The organism is Mesorhizobium sp. M0715 (assembly GCF_040320355.1).
Classification (GTDB): domain Bacteria; phylum Pseudomonadota; class Alphaproteobacteria; order Rhizobiales; family Rhizobiaceae; genus Mesorhizobium.
This window is the reverse complement of sequence record NZ_JAMYPL010000014.1, coordinates 63,475-89,100: the sequence shown is the minus strand read 5'-3', so window position 1 is coordinate 89,100 and position 25,626 is coordinate 63,475. Positions and strand designations below refer to the sequence as shown.

Genomic DNA, 25,626 nt, shown 5'->3' with positions numbered 1-25,626 from the left:
CTTATCTCTTCAGGTTGACAAGGACGTCCATCAGATCGGAACCGGTCTGGAAGACTTTCGAATTGGCGGTGTAGCTGCGCTGTGCCGCGATCATGTTGGTCAGTTCTTCGGCGATGTCGACGTTGGAATTCTCGAGCGCGCCGGAGATGATGGAGCCGAGCTTGCCTTCATTGGCAAAGCCGACACGAACCGCGCCGGACTCGGTGCCCTGCGAATAGACGTTGCCAGGCAGCGCCTTGAGCTGATCCGGGCTCTGTACGTCAGCCAGCGGGATCTTGTAGAGCGGCTTGGTGGAGCCGTCCTTGTACTGCGCGTAGATGGTGCCGTCCTTGCTGATCTGGACCTTGTCGATAGTGCTCGGCGCGTTGCCGTTGACCTGGGCGTCGGAAACCGTGAAGCCGGCGCCAAGCTGGGTCAGCGCAGACAGATCGAGCGAAAAGGCGGCGCCGTTGGGCACGGTGAGGGAGACGCTGTCGACGGCGCCGGTGAGCTTGCCAGTGGTGGCGTCGAACGTCAGGTTGGCCGAGCCCAGCGCGCCACCGGTATAGGGGAATGCTGTCCCGGCCGTGGCCTGAGACTGATCGAAGACCGAGACCTGCCAGGTGCCGGCGCCGGTGTTGGTGAAATAGACGTCGAGCAGCTTCTTGTTGCCGAGATTGTCGTAGGCAACCATGGAGGATTTTGAGGTGTACTGCGCGCCGACAGCATTGGTGGTGGGCAGATTGCCGGCGGCGATCGGGGTCGCGCCGGCCGGCAGGTTGCCGGCATAGCTGCCCTCAGTGCTCGGTGTTGCAGTCATTCCCTGGTCTGAGATGACAACCGGGACCAACCCCTCGAAGCCATTGACCGTCGCTGCCGGTACGCCGTTGTCGTAGCTGTACGCCATCAACTGGAAGCCGGCCGAGTTGACCAGTCTGCCTTGACCGTCGGGAACGAAAGCGCCGGCCAGGGTCAGGTAAGGGGTGCCGCTCGGATCCTGAACGACAAAGAAGCCATCGCCGCTGACGGCAAGGTCGGAAACCGAGGTCGTGTATTGAAGCACACCCGGATCGCTGACCGCCTGGCGGATCGTCGTGGTGACGCCGCCGGAATTGTAGGCACCGCCGGTCGACGGCATGACCAGCGTCGAGAATTCGGCGGAGGAGCGCTTGTAGCCGGTGGTGTCGGAATTGGCGATGTTGTCGGCCACCGTCGATAGGCGGTTTGCCTGGGCGTTCATGCCGGAAACGCCGGTCCGCATCATTCCGTAGAGGCTCATCGAAACGTCTCCGCTGTGTCCATGCTGCTGGCTACGAGGCTACGCATGTTTTCTTGCGCGAGGCTGGCGCGGCGCTGCATCAGAAGACGAGCCGGTAGCCGAGGAAACGCTTGGAATCGATCGGGTCGGTGCCCAGCTTCTCGCGCAGCTTCTTGCGCAGTTTGCTGATGTGGCTTTCCACCACGTTCTCTTCGACCTCTTCGTCGAAGATGCCGTAGATGGCGTTGAAAACCTGGGTCTTGGTGACACGGCGCCCGCGATTGCTCGCCAGATATTCGAGGATGCGGCGTTCACGGCGCGGCAGGGGGAGGGGCTGACCGTCGATCTCGGGGTCGCGGCCGTCCATGAAGATGCGCATGGCGCCGATCTCAGTATAGGCGACGTCTTCCTGGGCGCGGCGGCGGATGGCGGTGATGCGGGCCAGGATCTCGCGGATATGGACGGGCTTGCGAATGACGTCGTCGACGCCGCTCTCGAACAACCGCAGCGTGTTCTCCAGGGAATGCTGTTCGCTGAGCGCAATGACCGGAGCGCCGGTGCGGTCGCGGATCTGGCGGGGAGAGATGGAACCTTCGCGGCAGTCGCCGATGAGGAAGGCCCGGACCGAGCGCAGATCGGTGTCCGCGGCCGAGTTCACCCACTCACCGAATTCGCCGGACGCAAAGCCTGCACAGGCGATGCCCTCACGATCGAAAAGTGAATTGTATCCCTCTGTTACGAGCTCGCGCTCGTCAACGATCACAATCATCGGCCCCGCCTTCCGAATCAAATCATTTGCCCCGTGAAGAGAGGCGTATCCGCTGGCGGGAATCCTGAACAACCGTCATTTCTTGTAGCTAGTTTCTTGGGAGTCTGGAATCGTACCGGTTGCATTAGCGGGCGGCCAGATGTGCTTTCGGCGGCAAGGTATGATCAAGTCAAACCAACAATTCGGGTTGTACGGTTGGTCTATTAGTAACGGGAAATGCGCTTACGGGTTGCAGAAGCCGCGGGCGTTCGCGGTCCATTTTCCAAAGCCGGTGGCGACCATGTTGGCAATGACGCGGCAGACATAGATCTTCTGCGCCGGGTCGTTGTCGGGACCGGCATGATAGCGGGCAACGGCCATCGACCAGGTCTCGTGACGGGCATGAAGGCTGGCCAGGAAGCGCGCCGCATAGTCGACGTTCTGGCGTGGGTCGAGCATGTCCTCGACGCTGCGAAAATGCGATGCGTGATAGTGGTGATTGATCTGCATGCAGCCCAGATCGATCAGGGTCTTGCCCTCGCGCCGGGCATTGGCGAAGGCGGCAAGGGCCTCGGTCCGGCTCCTCGGAAAGACTGCTTTTCCTTCTATATTCAAGGCATTGGGTTGAAGGCTGCCCTTGTTTCCGGTCTCCGTCAGGCCAACCGCATAGAGGATGCCGGCGGGCACGCCATAACGATCGGCAGCGCGCAGGATTTCCGGCTCGCAAGGGTTGGCCGTAGCTGCGGCAGCGCTTGCCGCGCTAGATAAAGATATCGCCGCCAGCGCGCTCGCGAGCAGGCGAAGTGCCGCGGCCGTAGTCCTGCGCGTCATCGTTGCGTTTCCCTGAGGATTGCTGGCCCGGTTGCTGGCCGCCGGCTCCACCGTTACCGCTGCCCGAATTCCCCGGTTGAAAGGATGCTGGATCGCGGCCTGTCGCCGCCGCCATAGGAGCGGTTGCATCCGTCCGGGTTGTAGCGGGAGCTGCTACCGAAGGTTGCAGTATCGTGACCTTGTCAACCTCGAAGCCGAGCCCCCGCAGTGACTTGACGATGGCCTCGCTGTCGGCCGACAGCCGACGATAAGCGTCATGCGTTTCAGGCTTCAGCTCAATCGAAAGTTGTTCCCCGGAGAGGCGAAGATTGGCCGTCACCATGCCGAGTTCGGCGGGGTGGAGTTCGATCTTCAACACATGTGTCGGAACGGCAACAGAGCTGGCCAGATGGGTGGTCGTGGGTGAGGCTGAAAGCGCCTTTTGCGGCCCGGCGTCGGCGGCTATGGCGTTGATCACATTGAGGGCTGCCTGGCTGATGGGACTTTGCGGCGGTGCGGGGAAACTCCGTTCCGACACCACGTCGATGCGCGCAGTGGACAGGGACTGTTTTCCCGCTTCTGGACGCATCGAGGACTGGACATCCTCGATGCTCTTCATCGCATTCGCGGTGTGCTTCGACCGCACGCCGGGCACATCGGCGGCCGGTGCGTCCGACAGCTTCTGGGCCGCCGCAGCGGCGTCGAGTTTTGGCGCGCTGGAGGCAGCGCTCGGCGACTGACCGTCAAGCGCCGTCAAAGGTCCGTCGACGATCGACGCCTGCTCCGGCTTTGACATGGTTTCGAGTGCTTCGCGTCCGCCCGCGGCTTTTGGCCGGTAGGTCTTTGGCAGTGAAGCCTGCCCATCGAGCGCCGGGTACGACGGATTCTCGCCGGTGGCCGTATTGCCCCCGGCTGCCTTGGCCGTTGTCGCGAAATGCCGCAGGTCATGAAACGCGATCAGCAGCGGCAGGTCGTCCTGAAGCGGCCCGGCATCCGGCGCCGTATCTTCAGCGTCGGCCTTCGCGTTTTCTTCCAAATCGTCCTTGCCGGTTTTCACGTTTGCCACTTTGGCCGAGATGGTCCTTCCGGGCTCGGCCGATGCCGGTTCGGCCTTGGCGTCATGCCCGGCAAGGCCGGCAGCGAGCTTGCTCCAGCGCTGGTCGCGCGATCCCGCCTCTGTCGACGGCTGCCGTTCCGGGCGGGCATCGTCGCGCAGCATCTTGCCGAAGCCGGCGTCATCGTTCCTGCCGTTCGCGGCAGGCTGCTCCGACGTCGCGCGCGTGGAGGCAAATCCTGGCAAGGCCGAGCCGAGGCTGGTGGTCATTTTGGGGCGGCTCCAAGCATCTGGTCGATCAGGTCGAGCTGTCGACGTGTTCTGGTCATGGCGGCGTCGGTCGGATCGGCGGGCTCTGGACCGGCTGCGGGCGACAGTGCCGACGCCGGCATGACAGTCGCAGGCTCGGCGGATGCCGCTGCTGCCATGTCCGGGGCATTGGCGGCTGGTCCGCCGGAGGCCGCGGTGACGGCGGGTTGCTCCGAGATGGCGCCTTCGACCGGTGGCAGGCCACTGTCATCGGCGCCTTGCGCCGTGGCGATCTCGGGCACCGGCTGTGCCGCGGCGGCAGGAACTGGGGCAGGCTTTTCCGCCGGAAGGGCGGTGGGCGGCGCGACGACCTCGCCGGCAATGGCCTGCGCGGCGTCGAGCAAAGCGCGGTCGCCCTCCGACAGCCGGCTGCGGTCGATCTTGCCGAGCTTGGCGCGAACGTCCTCGATTGTACCCGAGGTGACGGTGGAAAGGCTGGCATAGAGCAGGGCGCGTGGATCGTCCTGATTGGTGTTGCCGTCGCGGCCCTGTTCCGCCCGCGCCGAAGCGAAGGCCGACAAGTCGTTCAGGCCGTCTATCGCGGCACGGCGGGCGATGCGCAGATAGATCACCTTCTCGCGCTCGGGATCCATCATCGAGGTGATGTCGCCCAGCTTGTCCTGGCTGATCGACATGTGCAGCGCGATGACGCCGGAGACGAAGGAGTCGGCGAACTGGCTGGCATAGGGCGAATAGAGATAGCGCTCGACATATTGGGTGGAAGCAAGGGCGAAGCGTGCCGCGTCGCCTTGCGCGACTGCAAGGCCAACCGAACGGCGAAGTGCCGCTTCCTCGACCAGCGTGCCGGGGCTGAGCAATCTTGCCTCGTCGAGCAGACGGAGTGCGGTCGCCGGTTGATCGCCGGCAAGCAGTGAGCCTTTGACCAGGGCGAGGAAGGCGCCGAGATCCGGGGGCAGCGCCATGGGATCGATCGGCCTCAAGGCTTCGATAGCCTCGCCGGGCCGGCCGTTGAGGTAATCAATCACGCCTTTGGCGATGGCAAGGCTTTGCGGGTCCGTCGTAGCGCGCGACGTGGCCGCTTCGACGGTCACCGGGTTGCCGCCGCTCATGCCATAGACAAGCAGAGCTCGAAAGTTCTTGGGATCCTTGTAGTCCTCGGCATTCGCCGCCCGCAGGCGCGCATCTGCCATCTCCAGCAGCTTGGCTTGCATCGGCAGGGCGGCATGATCGCCGGCGGCTATGCGGTCCTGGATGAGTTGCAGCGAGCGCACCAACTGATACGGCTGCAGCGTATCCTGGGCGAAACCGGTCGACGGGTGTCCGCCGGCCAGCAGCAACAGGCCAATCAACCGGCGGGTGACGGCCGCTCTTTTCATCCGCCGGTCGCCATCAGGATCTCGATGCGGCGGTTCGCGGCCGCCAATGGATCGGCTGCTATTTTCGGCTGGCGGTCGGCGAAGCCGGCGACTTCGGTGATGCGGCGTTCGTCGACGCCGCCGCGCACGAGCATGTAGTAGGCGGAATGCGCGCGCGCCGTCGACAGGCGCCAATTGTCGTAGCTGTCGCCGCGGAACGGCCGGGCGTCGGTGTGGCCGTTGATGCTGATGGTGCCCTTCTGGCTGTTGACGATGCGGCCGATCTTCTCCATCGCCAGCACCAGTTCGCGTCTCGGCAATGCCGAGCCGACCTCGAACATGCCGAAGTCGAGCTGGTCGGTGATCGAGATGACGACCCCCTTGTCGGTGGCTTCGACCGAGACGCCGTCGTGCAGCTTGTCGCCGGGCTTGAAGGCATCGGCCAGTTGCCGCTTGACGTCGGCCGCTGCCTTGACGGCAGCCGCGGTTGGCGCCTTCTCGCCGACGTCGGGCTTGGCGGCCTTTTGCGCCTCAGGCTCTGCCTTGGCTGCGTCGGCGACCGTGGTGCCGTCCGGTTTGGTCTCGCCGGCCATTGCCGTGGCAGGGTTCGCGGCCTGCTTGCCGGTCACGTCCTTTGCCTGCGGCTCAAGCGGGGCGGCCGCGACAGGCGGCACGGCTTTGACTTTGAGCACTTGCGTTTCGGCGGTCTTGTCGCCGGGCTTGGCCGGATCGCCCTCGATTTTGGTGCGCTCGGCGCTGGCTTCGGCGCCGGGCGCCGCGACCTGCTGCGACCAGAAATCCGGCTCGAAGGGATCGCGGTAGGAGGCGCCACCGGAGGCGCCGGTAGCCGGTCCGGCAGCCTGCACGCCGCCGTCGCCTTTCTGGCTGACATTCTGCATGACGCCGGTATCCGCGGCGATTTCCGAAAGCACCGCGTAGGGGTCGGCGAAGAGATGATCGTCGGTGCGTTCCGCCTGCTGCGGCTCCTGCTTGTCCTGCTTGCGGTCCGACGCGCCCGCGCCGGCATTGCCGTTCTGTCCGGCTTTGCTGGTCGCCTCTTGCGGATCGTCGGCCGTCAGCCCCATGGCGCGCGGGCCGTCGCCGAGATCCTCCAGGCCCTTGCGGCTCGAATTGCGGTCGACCAGCTTGACCGGGTTGAAGTAGCTGGCGACGGCTGCCTTGGTCTGCTCGTTGGCGGCGTTGATCAGCCACATGACCAGGAAGAAGCACATCATGGCCGTCATGAAGTCGGCGAAGGCGATCTTCCAGACGCCGCCATGGTGGGCTTCGTCATGGTCGTCATGACTGCGCCGCACGATGATGATCTCGTGGCGGCCGTGATCGGCGTCGGCGACGCTCATGCCAGGACCTCCGAGAGGGTCGTCGACCATTCGGCCATGCGCGTCTCGAACACCGCCTCGTCGATGGCGACGGTCAGGTCGAAGCCTGGCGCCTCGACAAAATCGAGATTGGCGGCGCGGGGTCCGAGCGACGCCTTCAGTGTTTCGAACATCGAGAGCGGGCCGCGCACGACGATGCGCACCGCTTCGGCATCGCCAACCGCTTCGCGAACGGCGCCGGCCAACGCATCGATCGAACGTTTCTGCAGATCGTCGCTGACGATGCCGCCGATGATGCGGGCGACCGTGGCGGCGACAAGTCCGGTCACGCGCGCCTCCATCGCATCGATGCGCAACGAGACAGCCTTGCCGACATCGTCGCCGAGGCTTTCGAGAAATATCCTTGCTTCCTCGGCACTGGCCTGGCGTTCGGCTTCGAGCGCGGCGTCATGCGCAGCCGACAGGCGGACCTCCAGCGCTGCCTCCGCCTGGGCAACCGCCTCGGCGATCAGCGTGCCGATATCGGCTTGTGGCGCCGGCGTCTCGGGCTTGTGGTCGGGATCGACTGCTGCCCGGGGCTGGCCGGCGCGTTGCGCGCGCGTCCCGAAATCGGGCAGAAGGTCGAAGAGGGCTACGGAGGGCATGGTTTACACCGCCACTTCCTGGGCAGCCCATTTGCGCAGGATCTGCGCGGTGCGCTCCTCGTTGAGATCGACCATCCTGGCAAGCCTGTCCTGCGGCGCCGGCCGGATCTTCTGGCGAAGATCGTCGAGCGGCGTGGGGCCTGGGCGTGTGCCTGGCAAGGTCCCGATCGCGGCACTGTCGGTGGCCGCCATTGCCTCCGGCGTCGGCAGCGAGCGCTGGACGTCGTCGAAGCTGGGACCTGCCAGGGCCGGAGTAGCCTTTGCCGTCAGCGCCGCGGCCATCGGCCTCAGGCCGAAGAAGGCGACCAGGAACACCACGACGATGAAGGCACCGGCATTGATCATCGTGCCGGCATGCTGGCCGATAGAATCGAGCATTCCCGCCTGCGGGATCGCCTCGCCATCCAGGCCATCGATGAACTCGACCGCCGAGACGTCGATGATGTCGCCGCGCTTTTCGTCCAGGCCGGTGGCGGACGTGACCATCTTCTGGATCTCGGCGACGCGCTTGGCGATCTGCTCCGGCGTGGCGTCCTTGCCGAGGATGGCCGTCAGCCGCTGCTGATTGACGACCACGGCGATCGACATCTTGGTGACGGTGTAACCGTTGGAGACCGTGGCGATCTTCTTGGAATTGATCTCGTAGTTGGTGATCTCTTCCCTGCGGTCGTTTTGCGAGGAGGATTGCGGACCATCGGTGGCGGTTGCCTGGGTCTCGGGCAGGTTCTGCTCGACGCTGGCCGGAGTGGAAGCCTGCTTCTGGTTGTTGTTCTCGTTGGCCCGCACCGACTGCACCGAGCGTTCGACGCGGGAATTCGGATCGAAGATGGTCTCTTCCGTCTGGCGGGTGTCGGTGTTGACCTCGGCCTTGACGCTGGCGCGGAAATTGTCGGGGCCGAGATAGGCCGTCAGCGCACGGCGGATGTTGTCTCCGATCTGCGCCTCGACGGTCTGCTCGACGCCGAGCGTGCGGGCGGCGCTGGTGTTGGAAGGGTCGTCGCCCGCAGCCAGCAGATTGCCGCTGGAATCGAGAACAGTCACCTTGTCTGCCGACAGGCCGGGAACGGCGGCGGCGACGAGATGGCGGATCGACATGGCGCTCTTCTCGGCGTCGATGCCGGCGTAGCGGATGACCACGGAAGCGGAGGGCTGCTGCTCGTCGCGGCGAAAATTGGCGCGTTCGGACATGACGATGTGGACCCGCGCAGCCTTGATGCCCGATATCGACTGGATGGTGCGGGCGATCTCGCCTTCCAGCGCGCGCACGCGGGTGATCTGCTGCATGAAGGAGGTGAGGCCGAGCGAGCCGACATTGTCGAACAGTTCGTAGCCGGCATTGGCGCTGGTCGGCAGGCCCTTTTCGGCGAGCAGCATGCGGGCCTGAGCGGTGGTGCCGGCCGGCACCAGAACCGAGGTTCCATCGGCGCCGACATCGAAGCCGATACCGGCTTCGCCCAGCACCAGGCCGATCTGGTTCACGTCGGCACGGTCTAGTCCCACATAGAGCGTGTCGTAGGCGGGGCGGTTGAGATAGACCGAGGCGATGCCGATGACGCCCATCACCAGAACGGCGATGCCCGCCAGCATGGCGAGGCGCTTCACGCCAAACCCGCGGAGATTCGAGATGATGCTCTGGATCTGTTCCGGCACGGTTCAACGACTCCCAGCATGATTGTCCGCTGGAACTCTAGTCTTCGAAGCTTGTGCGAAAATGAAATCGGGCCGCGCTTGCGGCGCGGCCCGATTATCTGATGGGAAGGTGGGCGCCGGTGGCGCCCGTGATCAGCTCTTGAACAGAGACAGGATCGACTGCGAGGCGGCGTTGGCGATCGACAACGCCTGGATGCCGAGCTGCTGCTGCACCTGCAGGGCCTGGAGACGGGTCGATTCCTTGTTCATGTCGGCATCGACGAGCTGGCCGACGCCGCGGTCGATGGAGTCCATCAAGCTCTGGGTGAAGGTCTTCTGCAGGTCGATGCTGCTCTTGGCCGAGCCGAGGATGGTGGCGGAGTCGGTCAGCTGGGCCATGACCTTGTCCATCCTGGTTACCATCTGCGTGATGATGTCGTCGGTTACCCCTGGGGCCGTGATGTCGAGGTTGTAGGCGGAAATATTGTCGACCTTGGCGACCGCTCCCGCCGCCGTCTGGCCGGCTGTGTTCGCGGCGATATCCGTTCCTCCGCCCGCGATCACGCCCGCATAGGCGTTGTCGTACAGGGTCTGGGCGGCGCCCGTGGAATAGATGGAGGTTTTGCGATCGAGGGTTCCGGAATTCTTCACCTCGGCGGCGAGGCCGTAGTCGAAAAGCTTGGTGCCCTCAACATCGATGTTGATCGTTCCGATCGACACTGCGCCGGATGAGGAGCGATTGAATGAGGACACGATCTGCGAGTCGGGCTGGACGCCATCATTGGGGGCGGCAGTCTGCTTGGAGGTCACCGCCAGGAAATTCGAGCCGGAGAAGGTCGCCGCATCGGCGAACGACTTCATCTGCGTCTGAAGCGCCTTGATCTCGGTCTGGGTTTTTGCCTTGGCGGCATCCGTCTGGCCGACCATGGACAGCACCTTGGTCTTGATCTGCCCGATCGTTGTCAGCACATTGTTCATGCCGGTGTAAGCGGCGTCGACCTTCGAGGCGCCGAGGCCGAGTGCATCCTGCACGGTCGACAGGGCCGCGTTGTCGGAGCGCATCGTGGTGGCGATCGACCAGTAGGCGGCGTTGTCCGAGGCCTGCGAGACCCGGTAACCGGTCGATATGCGGGCCTGCGTCTGTTCGAGCGACTTGTTGGTGGCGCTGAGGCTTTGAAGTGCGGTTAACGCCGAAGCGTTGGTCATGATGCTCGCCAAGAAAGTCGCTCCTTCTCAAAAGCCGACATGCTCAGACATGCCGGATGGGCCAGTTCAACGGGTGGCATCGTGCCGGTCGGACCGATTCGCCAACTGTCGTAAGCTATTGGTTAACCATAACTAGCGCGGCATGGTTAACAGCCTGTTAAAAGCTGGCTTTTGAGAGTTAAGGATCGAGGGTTGCGTGGGGCTGGAGCAAAACGCAATTCGGGCCGCGCTGTTGGCGCGGCCCGAATTTTTAGTGCGAACTGTGGTTGGGCGAAGGCGATTAGCCGCGGAAGAGCGACAGGATCGACTGCGATGAACCGTTGGCGATCGACAGCGCCTGGATGCCGAGCTGCTGCTGGACCTGCAGGGCCTGCAGACGGGTCGATTCCTTGTTCATGTCCGCATCGACGAGCTGGCCGACACCGCGATCGATGGAGTCCATCAGGTTCGAGGTGAAGGTCTTCTGCAGGTCGATACTGCTCTTGGCGGCGCCGAGCGTGGTGGCGGCGTTGGTCATGGCCTTGAGCGCGGCGTCGACGACGTTCATCTGCTGCGCGATCTGGCTATCGCTGGCAGCCGTGCCACCCGAAAAGATAGTGAGCGAGGCAACCGAATAGGTGTCGGTTGCCGCTGCTGCAGCACCCAGGGTGGGGTTCGAGGCCGTGGCAACAGCAGCGCCCGTGGTGCCGAGGCGAGCCGTGTCGAGAATACCCTTGGCGGTTGGTGCCGCGCCGGCATCGTACAGCTTGATGCTTTCCACATTGACATCGATCGTCGAGATCGAAGCCGCGCCGGTCGCGTCGCGGTTGAAGGCCGAAACAATCTTCACGTCGGCCGCGGTGCCTGTCGCAGTGGACACCGAAAGCATGTTGGTGCCGGAGAAGGTGGCGCCATCGGCGTAGGCCTTCAACTGGTTCTGAAGGGCGGCGATTTCGACCTGGGTCTTTTCCTTGGAGGCGTCCGTCTGGCCGTAGGACGCGACCAGCTTGGTCTTGATCTGGTTGATGGTATCGATCGCGCTACTCATGCCGGTATAGGCTGTGTCGACCTTGGAGGCGCCGAGGCCGAGAGCGTCCGAAACGGTGGACATTGCCTGGTTGTCGGAGCGCATCGTGGTGGCGATCGACCAGTAGGCGGCGTTGTCCGAAGCCTGCGAGACCTTGTAGCCGGTCGAGATGCGGGCCTGGGTGTCGGTGAGGGATTTGCTGGTGGCGTTGAGGCTCTGCAGGGCCGTCAATGCGGCGCTGTTCGTCATGATGCTGGACATGGTACTCGTACCTTGATTTTACAGGTATTTTTTACATACCGGCTCTACCGGTATGACGGTGCGGCATCATGCCCATGATCTCTCAAAATCGATCACCCGCCATCTGCGAGCGAATATGCGGGCAAGTCCCTACCAAAGGGCTAAACCGGACGGTTAATCGAAAATATATTGCTGGGATTTCGAGCCGGCGCGGCAGGATCAGTTGAAGGAGCGCACCAGGCTGCCGACAAGCAGGTTCCAGCCGTCGATCAGGACGAAGAACAGGATCTTGAACGGCAGCGACACCACTGTCGGCGGCAGCATCATCATGCCCATCGCCATGGTGATCGTGGCGACGATCAGGTCGATGACCAGGAATGGCAGCACGATCAGGAAGCCGATCTCGAAACCGCGCCGGATCTCCGAGATCATGAAGGCCGGCACCAGGATGCGCAGGTCGACGGTGTCACGCGAAACGGTCTGGCCGCGCTCGCGGGCGAGGTCGGCGAAGAGGTCGAAATCTTTGTCACGCACATTGTGCAGCATGAAGGTGCGGAACGGGTCCGAAATCTTGTCGAAGGCTTCGGTCTGGGTGATCTGGTTGTCCATCAGCGGCTTGACGCCGGTGTTCCAGGCCTGATCGAAGGTCGGCGCCATGACATAGAAGGTCATGAACAGCGACAGCGAAATCAGGATGAGGTTTGCCGGTGTCGACTGCAGGCCGATGCCGGCGCGCAGGATCGAGAAGGCGATGACGAAACGGGTGAAGCTGGTCACCATGATCAGCAGGCCTGGCGCCACCGACAGAACGGTCAGCAGGCCGAACATCTGGATGATGTAGCCGACGGTGGTGCCGTCAGCCTTGCCGATGCCGCCGAGATCGAGTTGCTGGGCCGCCGCGATGGAGGTGGCGGCGGCGATCATGGCCGTGGCGAGAAGGAGTTTTCTCATTCGAGCAGCAATGTCCTGATGAGTACCTGTTTGGCGTGACCCTGGCTGCGGATCGCGGCGCGGTCTTCGAGGTCGGCCTTCAGGTGCTGGTAGCCGCTGGCGCCCTCGATCTGATGCATCTTCAACGTGCGCACCAGGGCCAGAAGGTCCTGGTGGATGTCATCCGACATTGCCTGTGGCTGCGGCGCGTCATAGACGATGGACACCTCCATCCTGATCCAGGTGCCGGCAGGCGAGGCGATGTTGGTGGTGATCGGCGCCAGCACGACAAGCATCGGGCCCAGGCCTGGCTGCTCGGCCGCGGCGGGCTGCATGATCTTGCCTTCGTTCTCAGGCGCGACCGGTACCGAAGCCGGTGCGCCAACGCCTTTGAGATAACCGCCGGACATCCAGCCCATGCCAATGGCGGCCGCCGTCACAAGCAGCAGCAGGCCGGCCTGGATGGCAGGGGAGGGACCCTTGCGTGGCTGAACCTGTTCGATATTTGCCACGGCGCCCTGCTCCGATCCTAGAACGGAAGAACCTGGTCGAGAATCTGCTGGCCGTAGGCAGGCTGCTGGACCTCGGTGATGCGACCGCGTCCGCCGTAGGAGATGCGGGCCTCGGCGATGCGTTCGTAGGGGATGGTGTTTTCGGCGCCGATATCGGCCGGCCGCACGATGCCGGCGAGCGTCAGCACCCTGAGCTCGGCGTTGACGCGCACTTCCTGCGATCCGGTGATCATCAGATTGCCGTTGGGCAGCACATCGGTGACGATCGCCGCGACATTGAGCTCAAGCGTCTCCGAGCGCTTGATCTCGCCGTCGGCGGTCGTGTCCGTGGTGGAGCTGAGAGCCCCAGCGCCCTTGCCGGCGGTGCTCCACTTGTCCCACTGCGCGCTGAGGTCGTAACCGAGCTTGCGATTGGCGGTGCGGCTCCTGTCGTTCTGGTTCTTGAAGTTGGCTCGATCGTTGATCTTGATCTTGACCGTCAGGATGTCGCCCTGGGACAGCGCCCGCGGGTCGGTGAACAGCCGGCTCTGGCGGTCGTCCCACAACGAGAATTTCTTGACCGGCGCGGGCGGCGTTTGCGGATAGCGATAGAGGGAGCCAGTGCTGCCGCCATCGATGCCGGAGCCGACCGGGGACAGGGCCGGCTCCCTGCCGACCTCCTTGAGGTTGGTTCCGCAACCCGACAGCACGGTGACCGCGCACAGGACAAGCATTTTCCGGATCATGACGGATCTACCCTTCGGGCTGCGCTGGCCATAATGCCGGTGAGCGTCGCCGCCGCCTTCTGGTCCATTTCGTTGAGGATGACGCTCGCCTTGCGTGAATCGAGCTTCATCAATATGGCCGCAGCCAGATCGGCGTTGACGATGGCCAGCCGCTCGGCGGCGGCGTCGGGTTTCATGCCGGCGTAGATCTGGACGACGCCGTCCTCGGCCCGGGCCAGGAAAACCTCGCGCCGCTTCAGCCAGGTCTCGTATTCAGCTTTCTTTGCATCGAGAGCTTTCATGCGCTCGTCAATGCCGGCCTGGAGCTGCTTCAGCTCCTCCGCCTGCAGGACATAGCGGCGGTCGCGGGCGGCGTCGGCGATGTTTGAGCAGAAGCGCTCGATCTCGCTTTGGTCCGGCGCCTTTTCCCGTGTCAATTGCTGCGGCGCCGCTGCCACCGGTGCTCCCGGCAGAACCTGGCGGACCGTCTCCTCGCCGCGTGCGGTGTCGCCGGCAAAGGGCAGCGCCGCGAGAATAGCGGTCGCAAGCAGGATCGCGGCTTTGCGGTGTCTGCCGTCATGGCGTGGGAAGGAGCGCGTCATCGGCATCGCCTATTGCAGAACCAGGTCGGCCTGCAGGGCCCCGGCCGACTTGATTCCCTGCAAAATGGCGATGATGCCGTCCGGCTTGACCCCGAGGCGGTTGAGGCCGGAAACGAGGGTTTGGAGATCGGGTCCGTCAAGCACGGCAACGCGGGCGTCGGGCCGGCTGGCGTCGATGGCGGTGAACGGTTCGATGGCGGTCTCGCCCTTGGAGAAGGGCTCGGGCTGGACCACGCGCGGCGCTTCGGTGATGCGCACGGTGAGCGTGCCGTGGCTGATGGCGACCCGCGAGATCTTGACGTCATTGCCGATGACGATGGTGCCGGTGCGCTCGTCGATGACGACACGGGCCGGCGTGTCGGATTCGACCACCAAATTCTCGATTTCGGCATAGAAGCGCGCCGCCGAGACACCTTTCGGCCTTCTGATCTGCACGGTGCGCGAATCGCGCTCCGCCGCCACCCGCATGCCGAAGCGCTGGCCGGTGTAATCGTTGATGGCGTCCGCGATGCGGATAGCGGTCGAGAAATCGGGATTGCGCAGTTGCAGCGTCAGGATCGCCTGATCGTCGAACTCGGCCTGGACAGCGCGCTCCACGATGGCGCCGTTCGGCACGCGGCCGGAGGTCGGCACGCCTTGCGTCAGTTGCTCGGCCTGTCCCTGGGCGGTAAAGCCGGACACGATGACCGAGCCCTGGCCGACGGCATAGATCTCGCCGTCCGCTGCCTTCAGCGGCGTCATGATCAGCGTGCCGCCGGAAAGCGAGGTCGCGTCGCCCATCGAGGAGACGTCGATGTCGATGCGGGCGCCCGACTGCACGTAGGGCGGCATGTTGGCGGTGACGATGACGGCGGCGACATTCTTGGCGCGTGCACTGCCGCCTTCGGTGGCGATGCCGAGGTTTTCGAGCATCGCGCGGATAGACTGTTCGGTGAATGGCGAGTTGCGCAGGCTGTCGCCCGATCCGGCAAGGCCGATCACCAGGCCGTAGCCGACGAGCTGATTGTCGCGCGAGCTCTGCAGCTGGGCGATGTCCTTGATGCGCGAGGCGACCTGGCCCGGCGGCAGCGAACTCGGCCCGGTCGACACCCGGAACATGCGGCTGGTGGTGGCCGGATCATATTCGGGATCGTTGTAGACGCCGCCATTCTTGGCGGCGAGCTCGCGCTTGGCCTTCGGCGTCAGGCCGTCGGCCAGCGCCGGCTGCAGGCCAAGCACGGCTGCCAGTATCAGGGTAAGCCCGCGCATCATGAAGCGCTGACCTGGATGGTTCCATCCGCCATCACCGTGCCGGACAGGACTTTGCCGCTGTCGATGTTGCGAACCTTGACGAGGTCGCCCGCGGCTCCCGGCTGCAGCGTCACGGCGGTGGCCGAGATCGTCAGCCCGCCGGCGATGAAGAAGATCTGCACGGAAGCACCCTGTTCGACCAGCCAGGCCTCGCGGATGGCGGTGGAGGGAATGTAGCGGCCGGGCAGCAACGTGCGCTTGGCGACCTTGCCATCCAGTTCCTCGACCCGTGTGGCGACCGCCTCTGGCTTGTGCTTGCCGACGATAAGGGTGACCTGTTTCAGGGCAGCCAGGTTGATGGTCTCGCCGGGATAGATAACCCGGCTCGGAATAAGCACCACCTCGCCGACAGCTTGATTGCTGGCGATCCGGGTGGCCGACTGGTTGGCCGATTCCTGGGCAAAAGCCGGCATCGTGCCGGTCACCAGCGCAAGGACGAGCGCGCTGCGGCGGAATGCGGACAGGAGGCCGGGCGTCGACATCATGCGTTACCTGATGTTCTTGGAGACCACGGAGGCCATGTCGTCGGCGGCCTGGATGACCTTGGAGTTCATCTCATAGGCGCGCTGCGCAGAGATCAGCTCGGTGATTTCCTTGACCGGGTCGACGTTGGAGGCTTCGAGATAGCCCTGCTGGATGGTGGCGAAGCCTGGATCGCCAGGCACGCCGACATTGGCTGGCCCCGAAGCCGTGGTTTCCTGGAACAGATTGTCGCCGAGCGGCGCCAGGCCGGCCTCGTTGGCGAAATTGGCGATCTGAAGCTGACCGAGGTTCTGCAGGTCGGTCTGGCCGTCGATGCGGGCGAAGACCTGGCCGGTCTTGTTGACGATGACCTCGACGGCATCCACGGGGACGTTGATTGCCGGAATGACGGCAGCGCCGTCGACCGTCACCAGCTGGCCGGTGGCGTTGGTGTTGAGAGCGCCGGCGCGGCTGTAGAGCGTGCCGCCGTCGGCACCCTCGATCTGAAACCAGCCCCTGCCGGTCAGCGCCAGGTCGAAACTGTTGCCGGTGCTGGTCAGTTCGCCCTGTGTGTGCACGTTGCGCACGGCCGTCGTCTTGACGCCGAGGCCGATCGAGACGCCCTCCGGCACCAGCGAGGCGTTGGAGCGGTTGGGCACGCCTTGCGTGCGGTCGACCTGATAGAGCAGGTCGGAGAATTCGGCACGGGCGCGCTTGTAGCCGGTGGTGTTGATGTTGGCGATGTTGTTGGCGATGACTTCCAGATTTGTCTGCTGGGCATTCATGCCGGTGGCGGCGATGGCAAGTGCTTTCATGGCGGAATTCCTCAGATGCCCATTCGACTGACTTCGAGATACGCGGAAACCACCTTGTCGCGGATGGCGACGGCGGTCTGAAGCGCCTGCTGCGCGCTCATCACGGCGTCGACCACCTGACGGGTGTCGGCGTCGCCCTTGAGCGCCTGCATCGATACCTGCTCGGCATTCTGCATCGTGTCGACGGTCTTGGAGGCTGCCTGGCTCAGCGCCTCGGCAAAGGAGGTGCCGACATTGCCGCCGGCCGAGGGTGTTGCGCCGCCCTGGAGCAGGCTTGTCGCCGTGTCATCGCCGCCGATCGACGGCTTGAACTGAAGGGCTCCGATACCGCTGATCATTACTGGTTCCTCATCAGGTCGATGGTCATGGAAATCAGGTCACGGGCCTGCTTGACGACCTGAAGGTTGGCCTCGTAGGAGCGGTTGGCCTCGGTCATGTCGGCCATTTCGATCAGCACGTTGACGTTGGGCATCTTGACGTAGCCCTTCTCGTCGGCTGCCTCGTTGCCGGGCTGGAACTCGACTGGAAAGTCACTGGGATCTCGATCGATCGAGTTCACTGCAACCGTTGAACTGCCGGAGGCCCGGTCAAGCTCGGAGACGAAGCTGATGGTCTTGCGGCGATAAGGATCGGAGCCGGGCGCGGTGCCGGTCGACTGGGCGTTGGCGAGGTTTTCGGAAACCACGCGCAGGCGCTCCGACTGGGCGCCGAGGCCGGATGCTGCGACTTTGAGGGCTGCGGTCAGTGCGTCCATGGTCAGCTCTTCACCGCCATCATCATCATCGTATGAAACGCCTTGACGATCGCCGTGTTGAGTTCGAAGGAGCGGCGCACCTCGCCGGCTTTCAGCAACTGGTCTTCCAGAACGACGGAGTTCTTGGACGGCATGACGACGCCGTCATCCTCCTGCGGCTTGATGGTGAAGCCGGCATTGCTCGCTGCATTGCCGAGATGGCCGGCCTGGGTGGCCTGCAGCGATACGGCGGCGCGGTCGAGCACCTTTTCGAATGGCTCGACGTCGTTTGCCGTATAACCCGGCGTGTTGGCATTGGCGATGTTGCCGGCGACTGCCGACTGGCGCACGGCCAGCCATTGCGCTTGCTTGGCGGCGAGATCGAAAAGGGAAACGGGCTCCATGGGAATCTCCGAGCAGGTACCCAGAGACTAGGCCGCCAGTCTTGCGCGGGCCTTGCGGATGGCCGGAAGCCGGAGATCGTTTATCTGGAGAGTTCGATTACCCGGTCGGCACTGGTGACCATGACCCATTTGCCGTTGCGCTGCTCGATGGAGGACACCTGACTGGAGTCAGGCAGTATCGAGCCGCGCTGGACGATCCAGAGGCCAGCGTCGTCCTGGATCATGGCACGGCCGTTGGCGACATGAACCATGCGGAATTTCGCCGCGTCGGCCGGAAACGGTTGCTCGTCGGGTGCGGCTGCGGGATTGGCATCATCCCGCACCGTTCCGGTGGCAAGAAGATCGAGATTGGCCGCGGGAATATCCTTTGCCGTCAGCGGCGCGCTGCGTTCGGCGACCACGCCGCCGCCCGCTCGCCCGGAATTGGAGCCGGTGCCGCCGAACTTCATCGCCTGGACGCCAAACTGGTCCTGGTTAAAGAAGATGTACCAGGGAAACAGGGCGCAGATCAGGCCGAGCGTGATGCCGAGCGCGGCTATGACGAAATCGCTGCGTCGGTCGGACTTCTTCCTCAGTCGGGGAAACGGTGCCTTTGGCGGCTGCGGCCATTCGGTGCGCGGGAACAGCCCGTTGATCAGCGAGTCGCGGCTCGCCTGCGTCATCTCGGCAGCCACCGCCTGGACAGCCCGGGGCAGAGCGGGTTCGACGGGCCTGGCCAGAAGATCAGGATCGGCTCTGCCAGCCCGTGGCAGGATTGGCTTGACGGCTCTGGCCAGAACGGCCTCGGCTTTGGCTGCGATGATACGGGCAGCCTTTGCCTTGGCGGTTCTCGCTTCGTCAGCCTCGGCTTGCTCCACGGCATTGGCCTCGGCGATCATGTCGCGCAGGATGCGCTCGGTATATTCGCGTTCAGTCTCCGGCATCGGCGTTCAGCTTGCTCTTGAGGTGGCGGGCGAGATCGGAGAAAGGGTCGGCCGACGGGCGATCCTTCGGCGCTTGCGTCAGCGCCTCATAGATCAGCGGCACCTGGCGCACGGCGATGTCGAGTTCGGCATCGACGCCCCCCTGATAGGCCCCAAGCAACCGGATATCGCGCGTGTCCTCGAAGCGCGAGATCATCGACTTCAGCCTTGTCACCAGCGCGCGCTGTTCGACGCTCCAGGCCTTTCCGGCCAACCGCGATATGGACGACAGCGGGTTGACGGGGGGATAGCGACCCTGTTCGGCGATCGTGCGATCGAGCACGACATGGCCGTCGAGGATGCCGCGCACGGAATCGGCTACCGGGTCGTTGTGGTCGTCACCGTCGACCAGCACGGAAATGATGGCGGTGATGGATCCTTTGCCTTCCCCGCCCGGCCCGGCGCGTTCGAGCAGCTTGGGCAGTTCGGTGAACACCGAGGCCGGGTAGCCGCGCGCGACCGGCGGCTCGCCGGTCCCCGTCGCCACCTCACGCAGGGCGTGAGCGAAGCGGGTGATCGAATCCAGCACCAGCAAAACGCGATGCCCCTGGTCGCGAAAATGCTCGGCGACGCGCATGGCGGTGTCCGGCGCACGCCGGCGCATCATGGCGCTTTCGTCGCTGGTGGCGACGACGGCGACGGTCTTGGCCATGCTGTCGCCGATCGTGTCCTCGAGGAATTCACGGACTTCGCGGCCGCGTTCGCCGATGAGCGCCACCACGACGGTATCGAATGCGTCGGCGCCGGCGAGCATGGCGAGCAGCGTCGACTTGCCGACGCCGGAGCCGGCAAAGATGCCGAGGCGCTGGCCGAAGCAGAGCGGCGTGAAGATGTCGATGACCTTGACGCCGGTCATGAAGGCAGTGCCGACGCGTTGCCGCGCCATGGCCCCCGGCGTCGTCTGGGCGCCGCGCGTCGTGTCGTCTCCCCGGGCGAGTGGCGGGCCGCCATCGATCGCCCTGGTGAGTGCGTCGATGGTGCGGCCGCGCCACGAGGCATGCGGCGCCACCACGAGCGGACCGCGGCGGAACACGGCATCACCGATGCCGGAATCGGCGCTGCGTTCGAAGGGCGCCACGACGGCCTCGTCGCGGCCGATCTTGACGATCTCGCCGCGGCGCGCACCGGCATGGCCGCGCTGCTCGACGATGTCGCCCAGTCTGGCGAAGCCGGAAAGGCCGTGCACCTTGTAGTGCGTGGGCGTGACTTCGATGACGCGGCCGCCGCGCTTGAGCAGCGCCTCGGCGTCGGCGAAACGCCGCCAGACCCTTTCCAGCGCGGCAAGCCGGTCTTCCGGCGCCGGCTGGAGTTGTCTTTCGGGTGCGCGCAGGGATGGCTGGTCGAGCGACATGGATTATTTCGAGCCGAGCGTCTTGATCGCCTCGTCGGTGGACGAGTCGGTCTGCCGCATCAGGGCGGCGGTGTTCTCGAAGGCGCGCTGGACCATGATCAGCCTGGTGATCTCCAGGACCGGATTGACATTGGACTCTTCGAGAAAGCCCTGGGCAACGCCGATATCCGAGCGATCGGTGACAGGCTCCGGGGTGCGTGCCGGAACGATGCCGGAATTGCCGTAGCGGACGAAGTTCGCGCCTGGATCGAAATTGTAGAGACCGATCGAGCCGACAAGCTGATCGTTCTGGCGCAACGAACCATCGGCCCCGGCCTTGGGCGGGCCGTTGCGGGGGTCAAGCTGGATCGGCGAGCCGCCGGCATCGAGCACCGGGTGGCCCTCGATCGACATCAGCTCGCCGTTCTCGTTCATTGAAAAGCGGCCGTCGCGGGTCATGACGGTGCCGACCGGCGTCTCTATGGCGAACCAGGCATCGCCCTGGATGGCGAAATCGAAGGGATTTCCGGTCTCGCTCAAGGCACCGTGGGCGCCGGAAAGGTAGGTCTTGCCCGGGGAGGCGAAGGATACCGATTTCTGCCCGGTGCCGGAGACGACGTCCTCGAACTTCACGCCGGTGGCGCGAAAGCCGATCGTCGAGGCGTTGGCGACGTTGTCGGCGATGGTGTCGAGGCGCCGCTCGAGCGCGATCTGCGACGAAAGGGCGACGTACAGGCTGTCCCGCATGATGGTCTCAGAACCTCAGTTTCTGCATGGCCATCATCAGGTCGGTGGAGATGCCGACGGTGAGTGGCTGGGCAAACAGCACGCTGACCGAGGCGACGGCCGATGAAGTCGGGTGGTTGATCTCGTACATGCTGGTGAAGCGCGTCAGGAACTTGCCGAGTTTTTCGGGGTCGGAGAAATCCGAGATGTCGAGTTTTTGCTCGAACAGCTGCGCCTGCTTGTCGACGTCGGCGGTGGCGAAGGAATCGGGCAGGCCGAGCACGGTGCGCACGACACTGGCAAGCGCGGTGTCGGCCAGCACGTCATACCAGCTGGTGATGGTCGGGGCCTTGCGATCGAAGTAAAGCGCCAGCCGCACGCCCTGGTTCGTCTGACCGGCATCCTCCTCGAGGGTCTGGCGCATGTATTTGTCGACGGTCGGCTGCTGCGCCGGATTGATGGTGGTGGTGTTTTCGCCATAGGCTTCGAAGTTGAAGGCGGAGGCAAGCGCGGCATAGGTCTTGTCCGTCATCTTGTTGGCGACACTGTCGGGGTCGCGGACGCCGCCCTGCAGAACCCGCTTGATGAGATCCTTGTCCTCCGTCGCCGAATCGAGACCGAATGACGCCAGCGCGTATGTGTAGAGCCGGTTGTTCGACATCAGATCGTCGATCGACTTCACCTTGGTGATGTTGGCAAGATAGTATGTCGTCTCGCCCTTCACATAGGCCGAATTGGGATCGAGGCCGGCGATCTGCGCCTGGGTGGCATAGTTCTTGGTCACCAACTGCTGTGTCTTGTTGTAGATGGTCGCATCGGCGCCGTTGGCGGCGAAGTTGAAGGCGCTGACGAATTCGGCGTAGCGCTTGTCGGTCAGCTTGTTGGCGAAGCTGTCGGGATCGGAGACGCCTTCCTTGAGTGCCTTGACCATGAAGGCCTTGGCGTAGTCCATGTCCTCCAGCCCGTAGGCCTTCATGGCATACTTGAACAAACGGTCGTTTTTGACGAAATCGTCGATCGATTTCACCTTGGTGATATTCGCGAGATAATATTTGGTGTCGCGATCAACCACGGGCTGCTGCTCGATCCTGTCGATCGATTTTGAAATGTCCTTGGTGATGAGCTGGTAGCTGGTAAAGGTATTGAGCAAAGACGTGCCTCCGGCCGAAGCTATGCCGGCACAATACCCCTACTTCCTTGCGCGAAACTGAATCGCTTCCAAGCCCTCGATTCAAGCCTCACACAAGGCACGGGGACTATCCCTAGCTCCTGATGTGAAATGCGGAAGGACCTATCGTGGGCATTCTGATTGGACTGGTGGTAACGCTCGGCTGCGTCCTTGGCGGCTTCATGGCCATGGGCGGCCATCTTCATGTGCTGATTCAGCCATGGGAAGCCGTGATCATCTGTGGTGCGGCTTTTGGCACCTTCCTCGTCGCCAATCCGATGAAGACGGTCAAGGACACCGGCAAGGGCATCCTCGAAGCCTTCAAGCAGGCGGTGCCGAAGGAACAGGACTATCTCGAGACGCTCGGCGTGCTGCACTCGCTGATGCGCGAGCTGCGCTCGAAATCCCGCAGCGAAGTCGAGGCGCATATCGACAATCCGGAAGAGTCGGCGATTTTCCAGGCGTTCCCAACCGTGCTGCATAACCACGACCTGACGCATTTCATCTGCGACTACTGCCGTATCATCATCATCGGCAATGCCCGCTCGCACGAGATCGAGGCGCTGATGGACGAAGAAATCCAGACCATTAAGTCCGACAAGATGAAGGCCTATCACGCGCTGGTGGCGGTGGGCGACGGCTTGCCGGCGCTCGGCATCGTCGCCGCCGTGCTCGGCGTGGTCAAGGCGATGGGCGCGCTCGACCAGTCGCCTGAAATCCTCGGCGGTTTGATTGGTGCCGCACTTGTCGGAACGTTCCTCGGCATCTTCCTGTCCTATTCGGTGGTCGGGCCGGTCGCCACCAAGATCAAGACAGTGCGCGAGAAGAAGAACCGCCTCTATATCATCGTCAAGCAGACGCTGCTGGCCTACATGAACGGTGCGCTGCCGCAGGTGGCGATCGAGTTCGGCCGCAAGACCATCTCGTCCTATGAACGGCCGACGATCGACGCCGTCGAGCAGAGCACGATGAATACCGGCACCGTCGAAAAGAAGGCCGCCTGAACGATGCGCGACAGATCGGTCCCGGCACTGTCATGACCAGCCTGGGCAGTCCAGCGGAAGCGCGCTCGCTGATCATCGAGCGTCTGGTCGGCGACAGCGGCGAGGCCACGCAGGTCATCGACGCAGGCCGCGCCATGGCCGAACGCGCCGTACCGCTGTTGCAGAAAAGCCTGACCAGCGAGCTTGGCGTTCCGGTCGTCGTCGAACTCAAAGCGATCGAGGTCAGCCGCGTTCCCGAGGCGCGTTCGCGTGCCGGCGACACGTTTGCCATGACCGTGATCGGCTCGTCGGCGTCCTCCGATGCGATGACCTTGGTGATCGATGCTCCGGCGATCGCGATCATGGTCTGCACGCTGTTCGGCGGCGATCCGGATCTGCCGGCATCGCCGATCGAACGCGATCTGTCGCAGATCGAAATCGATGTTTCGACCATGGTGTTCCAGCAGGTCGCGCAGGCCCTCAACGGATCGGGAAAGCGCTCGCTCGACCTGCGCCTGCCCGCGCCGCGAGCAATGTCCGGCACCGAGGCGAAGCGGTATGTGCTGCGCGATGGCGCGGCAATCCGTATCGTGCTTGGCATCTCGACGCCGGCCGATAGTGGCACCGTCACGGTGACGATGCCGCAGCGCGTCGTGCTGGCCAGCCGCGACGGAGCCGTGCCTGTCAGCGACGACGATCACGGCCCCAGCTGGCGCGCCCGCTTTTCGGAAGAGGTGATGCGCTCCACCGTGGCGCTCGAGGCCACGATGCCGCTGGCGCGGCTGACGCTCGGCGAGCTCGCCGGTTTCCAAATCGGCGACGTCATCGAATTCGAGGAAACGGCCCAGTCCCAGGCGCGTCTCAGCGCACGGGGCAAGACGCTGTTCGTATGCGAGTTCGGCAAACTGGGACAGAACTACACCGTCCGGATCAGGCATCCTTACGACGCCGGACAGGACTTTATCGACGGGCTGATGCCGGCAGCCGCCGGACGCGCCTGAGAATTTGGAGACGATCATGGCCAAAACCAAGGCGGAAGCCGACCTCGACCAGCCGGACGAGCAACTCGACCGTGCCATCGAAGAGTTGCGCGGTGTCCTGCATGAAGAGGAGCAGCGCCCCGATGCGGCGTTCAGGGCGGCCTCATCAGCCAATTCGAGCGTGATCATGAACATCCCCGTCGATGTCCAGATCATCCTCGGCAGCACGGAGATGCCGGTCTCCGATCTGATGGCGCTGCAAAAAGGGTCGACCGTGGCGCTCAATCGCCGCATCGGGGAACCTGTCGACGTCGTGGTCAACGGCCGCAAGATCGCGCGCGGCGAGATCACCGTGCTGGAAAGCGATCCGTCGCGTTTCGGCATCAGGCTAACCGAAATCATCGCCGGCACGAAGGGCGCCTAGACATGGTTTGCGGGGCTTGCCGGTGGCAGCGGAGGCGAGTGGCATGACGACGCCGGTGACCTTGACCCGCGCGCAGAAGGCGGCCGCCATACTTGTGGCGATGGGCAAGCCGTCGGCCAGCCGCCTGCTGAAATTCTTCAAGCAGGAAGAACTGAAGGCCCTGATCGAGGGCGCCCGCCTGCTGCGGACGATTCCGCAAAGCGATCTCGAACGTATCGTCGCCGAGTTCGAGGCCGAGTTCACGGAAGGGGCGGGATTGCTTGATTCCGCCGACAGGATGGACACCATCCTCAACGAATCGCTCTCGCCCGAAGAGATGAGCGCGATCATGGGCGACAAGAAATTCGAGGTCGCACCGGAAGGCCCGCCGCCGATCTGGCCCGAGCTTGAAAAGCTCGAGCCGGCGCGGCTTGGTGCCTTCCTGGCCGGTGAGCATCCGCAGACGGCGGCCATGGTGTTGTCGAAGCTGGCACCGCAGGTGGCGGCCAACGTGCTGCTGACACTGACCAAGCCGATGCGTGGAGAAATCATCAAGCGCATGGTGACGATGGCCAATGTTCCCGACGCTGCCGCCAGGATCGTCGAAAACCGGCTGCGTACCAGCGTGCTGGCGGAAACCTCGACCAAGGACACCTCGGCCGGGCAGGCGCGTGTCGCCAGCGTTCTCAACGAACTCGACAAGCCGCTGCTCGAGGAGGTCATGCAGGATCTGGAAGCCGCCGGCACGCCTGATCTCGACGGTGTGAGGGCCCGCCTGTTTGCTTTCGACGATTTGCCGCTGCTCACTCAGAAAGCGCGGGTGCTGCTGTTCGACGGGCTGTCGACGGAGTTGGTCACGCTGGCCCTGCGCGGCACTTCGGCCGCACTCGCGGAATCGGTGCTGTCGGCCATCGGCGCCCGCTCGCGGCGCATGATCGAAGCCGAACTCGGACAGGGCTCGGACGGGGTCCCTCTCGCCGACATCACGGCGGCCCGCAAGACGATCGTTACGACGACGATCCGGCTGTCGCGCGAAGGCGCCTTCGAACTACCCTCGACCCAAGACGCCGCCTAAGACCGCGC

At 64.0% G+C, this 25,626-nt stretch carries 28 protein-coding genes; 4 read left to right on the top strand and 24 right to left on the bottom strand.

Annotated features, from left to right (window positions below):
- Position 1 precedes the first annotated feature (1 nt).
- From NKI21_RS18015 to NKI21_RS17900, 24 genes are all read right to left on the bottom strand, one after another.
- Positions 2–1,258 carry a flagellar hook protein FlgE gene (locus NKI21_RS18015; protein WP_352866599.1) on the bottom strand — a complete coding sequence of 419 codons (1,257 nt, stop codon included), beginning with the start codon at positions 1,256–1,258 and terminating at the stop codon, positions 2–4.
- Between the two features lie 79 nt (positions 1,259–1,337).
- Complete coding sequence (locus tag NKI21_RS18010) at positions 1,338–2,006, bottom strand: response regulator transcription factor (RefSeq protein ID WP_013529780.1); 669 nt, start codon at positions 2,004–2,006, stop codon at positions 1,338–1,340.
- A 222-nt stretch (positions 2,007–2,228) separates the two neighbouring features.
- Positions 2,229–2,816: a transglycosylase SLT domain-containing protein gene (locus NKI21_RS18005; RefSeq protein WP_352441895.1), complete on the bottom strand. Its 588-nt coding sequence runs from the start codon at positions 2,814–2,816 to the stop codon at positions 2,229–2,231.
- Positions 2,746–4,119, bottom strand: coding sequence for a flagellar hook-length control protein FliK (gene fliK / locus NKI21_RS18000; RefSeq protein ID WP_352866595.1), 1,374 nt, complete (start codon positions 4,117–4,119; stop codon positions 2,746–2,748). Before fliK ends, NKI21_RS18005 begins: the two co-directional genes overlap by 71 nt.
- Positions 4,116–5,495, bottom strand: coding sequence for a MotC family chemotaxis protein (locus NKI21_RS17995; RefSeq protein ID WP_352441897.1), 1,380 nt, complete (start codon positions 5,493–5,495; stop codon positions 4,116–4,118). Before NKI21_RS17995 ends, fliK begins: the two co-directional genes overlap by 4 nt.
- On the bottom strand, positions 5,492–6,835 hold the full coding sequence (locus NKI21_RS17990) for a MotB family protein (protein ID WP_352441898.1): 1,344 nt from the start codon (positions 6,833–6,835) through the stop codon (positions 5,492–5,494). The genes NKI21_RS17995 and NKI21_RS17990 overlap by 4 nt, the downstream gene beginning before the upstream one ends.
- Positions 6,832–7,458: a hypothetical protein gene (locus NKI21_RS17985; protein ID WP_023810011.1), complete on the bottom strand. Its 627-nt coding sequence runs from the start codon at positions 7,456–7,458 to the stop codon at positions 6,832–6,834. The genes NKI21_RS17990 and NKI21_RS17985 overlap by 4 nt, the downstream gene beginning before the upstream one ends.
- A gap of 3 nt (positions 7,459–7,461) precedes the next feature.
- Positions 7,462–9,108: a flagellar basal-body MS-ring/collar protein FliF gene (gene fliF / locus NKI21_RS17980; protein ID WP_023810010.1), complete on the bottom strand. Its 1,647-nt coding sequence runs from the start codon at positions 9,106–9,108 to the stop codon at positions 7,462–7,464.
- Positions 9,109–9,240: 132 nt separating this feature from the next.
- Positions 9,241–10,305 carry a flagellin N-terminal helical domain-containing protein gene (locus NKI21_RS17975; RefSeq protein WP_127290416.1) on the bottom strand — a complete coding sequence of 355 codons (1,065 nt, stop codon included), beginning with the start codon at positions 10,303–10,305 and terminating at the stop codon, positions 9,241–9,243.
- 268 nt (positions 10,306–10,573) lie between these two features.
- Positions 10,574–11,560 carry a flagellin N-terminal helical domain-containing protein gene (locus NKI21_RS17970; protein ID WP_023810008.1) on the bottom strand — a complete coding sequence of 329 codons (987 nt, stop codon included), beginning with the start codon at positions 11,558–11,560 and terminating at the stop codon, positions 10,574–10,576.
- A 198-nt stretch (positions 11,561–11,758) separates the two neighbouring features.
- Entirely contained in the window at positions 11,759–12,490 is a 732-nt protein-coding gene (fliP, locus tag NKI21_RS17965; protein WP_128304917.1) for a flagellar type III secretion system pore protein FliP, read from the bottom strand.
- On the bottom strand, positions 12,487–12,981 hold the full coding sequence (locus NKI21_RS17960; protein ID WP_352733656.1) for a flagellar basal body-associated FliL family protein: 495 nt from the start codon (positions 12,979–12,981) through the stop codon (positions 12,487–12,489). Before NKI21_RS17960 ends, fliP begins: the two co-directional genes overlap by 4 nt.
- A gap of 17 nt (positions 12,982–12,998) precedes the next feature.
- Positions 12,999–13,706 carry a flagellar basal body L-ring protein FlgH gene (gene flgH, locus NKI21_RS17955; protein WP_127290408.1) on the bottom strand — a complete coding sequence of 236 codons (708 nt, stop codon included), beginning with the start codon at positions 13,704–13,706 and terminating at the stop codon, positions 12,999–13,001.
- Complete coding sequence (locus tag NKI21_RS17950) at positions 13,703–14,287, bottom strand: MotE family protein (RefSeq protein WP_027038251.1); 585 nt, start codon at positions 14,285–14,287, stop codon at positions 13,703–13,705. Before NKI21_RS17950 ends, flgH begins: the two co-directional genes overlap by 4 nt.
- Before the next feature lie 9 nt (positions 14,288–14,296).
- Entirely contained in the window at positions 14,297–15,538 is a 1,242-nt protein-coding gene (locus NKI21_RS17945; RefSeq protein ID WP_023810004.1) for a flagellar basal body P-ring protein FlgI, read from the bottom strand.
- Positions 15,535–16,062: a flagellar basal body P-ring formation chaperone FlgA gene (gene flgA, locus NKI21_RS17940; protein WP_031212802.1), complete on the bottom strand. Its 528-nt coding sequence runs from the start codon at positions 16,060–16,062 to the stop codon at positions 15,535–15,537. The genes NKI21_RS17945 and flgA overlap by 4 nt, the downstream gene beginning before the upstream one ends.
- 3 nt (positions 16,063–16,065) lie before the next feature.
- Complete coding sequence (gene flgG, locus NKI21_RS17935; RefSeq protein WP_013529795.1) at positions 16,066–16,854, bottom strand: flagellar basal-body rod protein FlgG; 789 nt, start codon at positions 16,852–16,854, stop codon at positions 16,066–16,068.
- An 11-nt stretch (positions 16,855–16,865) separates the two neighbouring features.
- The gene (gene fliE, locus NKI21_RS17930; RefSeq protein WP_023810002.1) at positions 16,866–17,192 is read right to left on the bottom strand and encodes a flagellar hook-basal body complex protein FliE; all 327 of its coding nucleotides are present in this window, start codon (positions 17,190–17,192) and stop codon (positions 16,866–16,868) included.
- Positions 17,192–17,608: a flagellar basal body rod protein FlgC gene (flgC, locus tag NKI21_RS17925; protein WP_013529797.1), complete on the bottom strand. Its 417-nt coding sequence runs from the start codon at positions 17,606–17,608 to the stop codon at positions 17,192–17,194. Before flgC ends, fliE begins: the two co-directional genes overlap by 1 nt.
- 2 nt (positions 17,609–17,610) lie before the next feature.
- Positions 17,611–17,991, bottom strand: a complete 381-nt coding sequence (gene flgB / locus NKI21_RS17920) for a flagellar basal body rod protein FlgB (protein ID WP_352775081.1) — start codon at positions 17,989–17,991, stop codon at positions 17,611–17,613.
- Positions 17,992–18,071: 80 nt separating this feature from the next.
- Positions 18,072–18,914: a hypothetical protein gene (locus NKI21_RS17915; RefSeq protein WP_023810000.1), complete on the bottom strand. Its 843-nt coding sequence runs from the start codon at positions 18,912–18,914 to the stop codon at positions 18,072–18,074.
- A complete protein-coding gene (gene fliI, locus NKI21_RS17910) occupies positions 18,901–20,304 on the bottom strand; it encodes a flagellar protein export ATPase FliI (protein ID WP_352775084.1) in 1,404 nt (467 codons plus the stop codon). The genes NKI21_RS17915 and fliI overlap by 14 nt, the downstream gene beginning before the upstream one ends.
- A 3-nt stretch (positions 20,305–20,307) precedes the next feature.
- A complete protein-coding gene (gene flgF / locus NKI21_RS17905) occupies positions 20,308–21,030 on the bottom strand; it encodes a flagellar basal-body rod protein FlgF (RefSeq protein ID WP_013529801.1) in 723 nt (240 codons plus the stop codon).
- A gap of 7 nt (positions 21,031–21,037) precedes the next feature.
- A complete protein-coding gene (locus NKI21_RS17900; RefSeq protein ID WP_023809997.1) occupies positions 21,038–22,159 on the bottom strand; it encodes a DUF1217 domain-containing protein in 1,122 nt (373 codons plus the stop codon).
- A 146-nt stretch (positions 22,160–22,305) separates the two neighbouring features.
- Here NKI21_RS17900 and motA point away from each other — a divergent pair, with 146 nt between their 5' ends.
- Genes motA through NKI21_RS17880 form a run of 4 tightly spaced genes read left to right on the top strand, consistent with a single transcriptional unit; the run spans position 22,306 to position 25,618 of the window.
- On the top strand, positions 22,306–23,181 hold the full coding sequence (gene motA, locus NKI21_RS17895) for a flagellar motor stator protein MotA (protein WP_023809996.1): 876 nt from the start codon (positions 22,306–22,308) through the stop codon (positions 23,179–23,181).
- 32 nt (positions 23,182–23,213) lie between these two features.
- On the top strand, positions 23,214–24,161 hold the full coding sequence (locus NKI21_RS17890; RefSeq protein ID WP_352866589.1) for a FliM/FliN family flagellar motor switch protein: 948 nt from the start codon (positions 23,214–23,216) through the stop codon (positions 24,159–24,161).
- A 16-nt stretch (positions 24,162–24,177) separates the two neighbouring features.
- Positions 24,178–24,564 carry a flagellar motor switch protein FliN gene (fliN, locus tag NKI21_RS17885; RefSeq protein WP_023809994.1) on the top strand — a complete coding sequence of 129 codons (387 nt, stop codon included), beginning with the start codon at positions 24,178–24,180 and terminating at the stop codon, positions 24,562–24,564.
- 43 nt (positions 24,565–24,607) lie between these two features.
- Positions 24,608–25,618 carry a flagellar motor switch protein FliG gene (locus NKI21_RS17880; protein ID WP_027038262.1) on the top strand — a complete coding sequence of 337 codons (1,011 nt, stop codon included), beginning with the start codon at positions 24,608–24,610 and terminating at the stop codon, positions 25,616–25,618.
- The last annotated feature ends 8 nt before the right edge of the window (positions 25,619–25,626 follow it).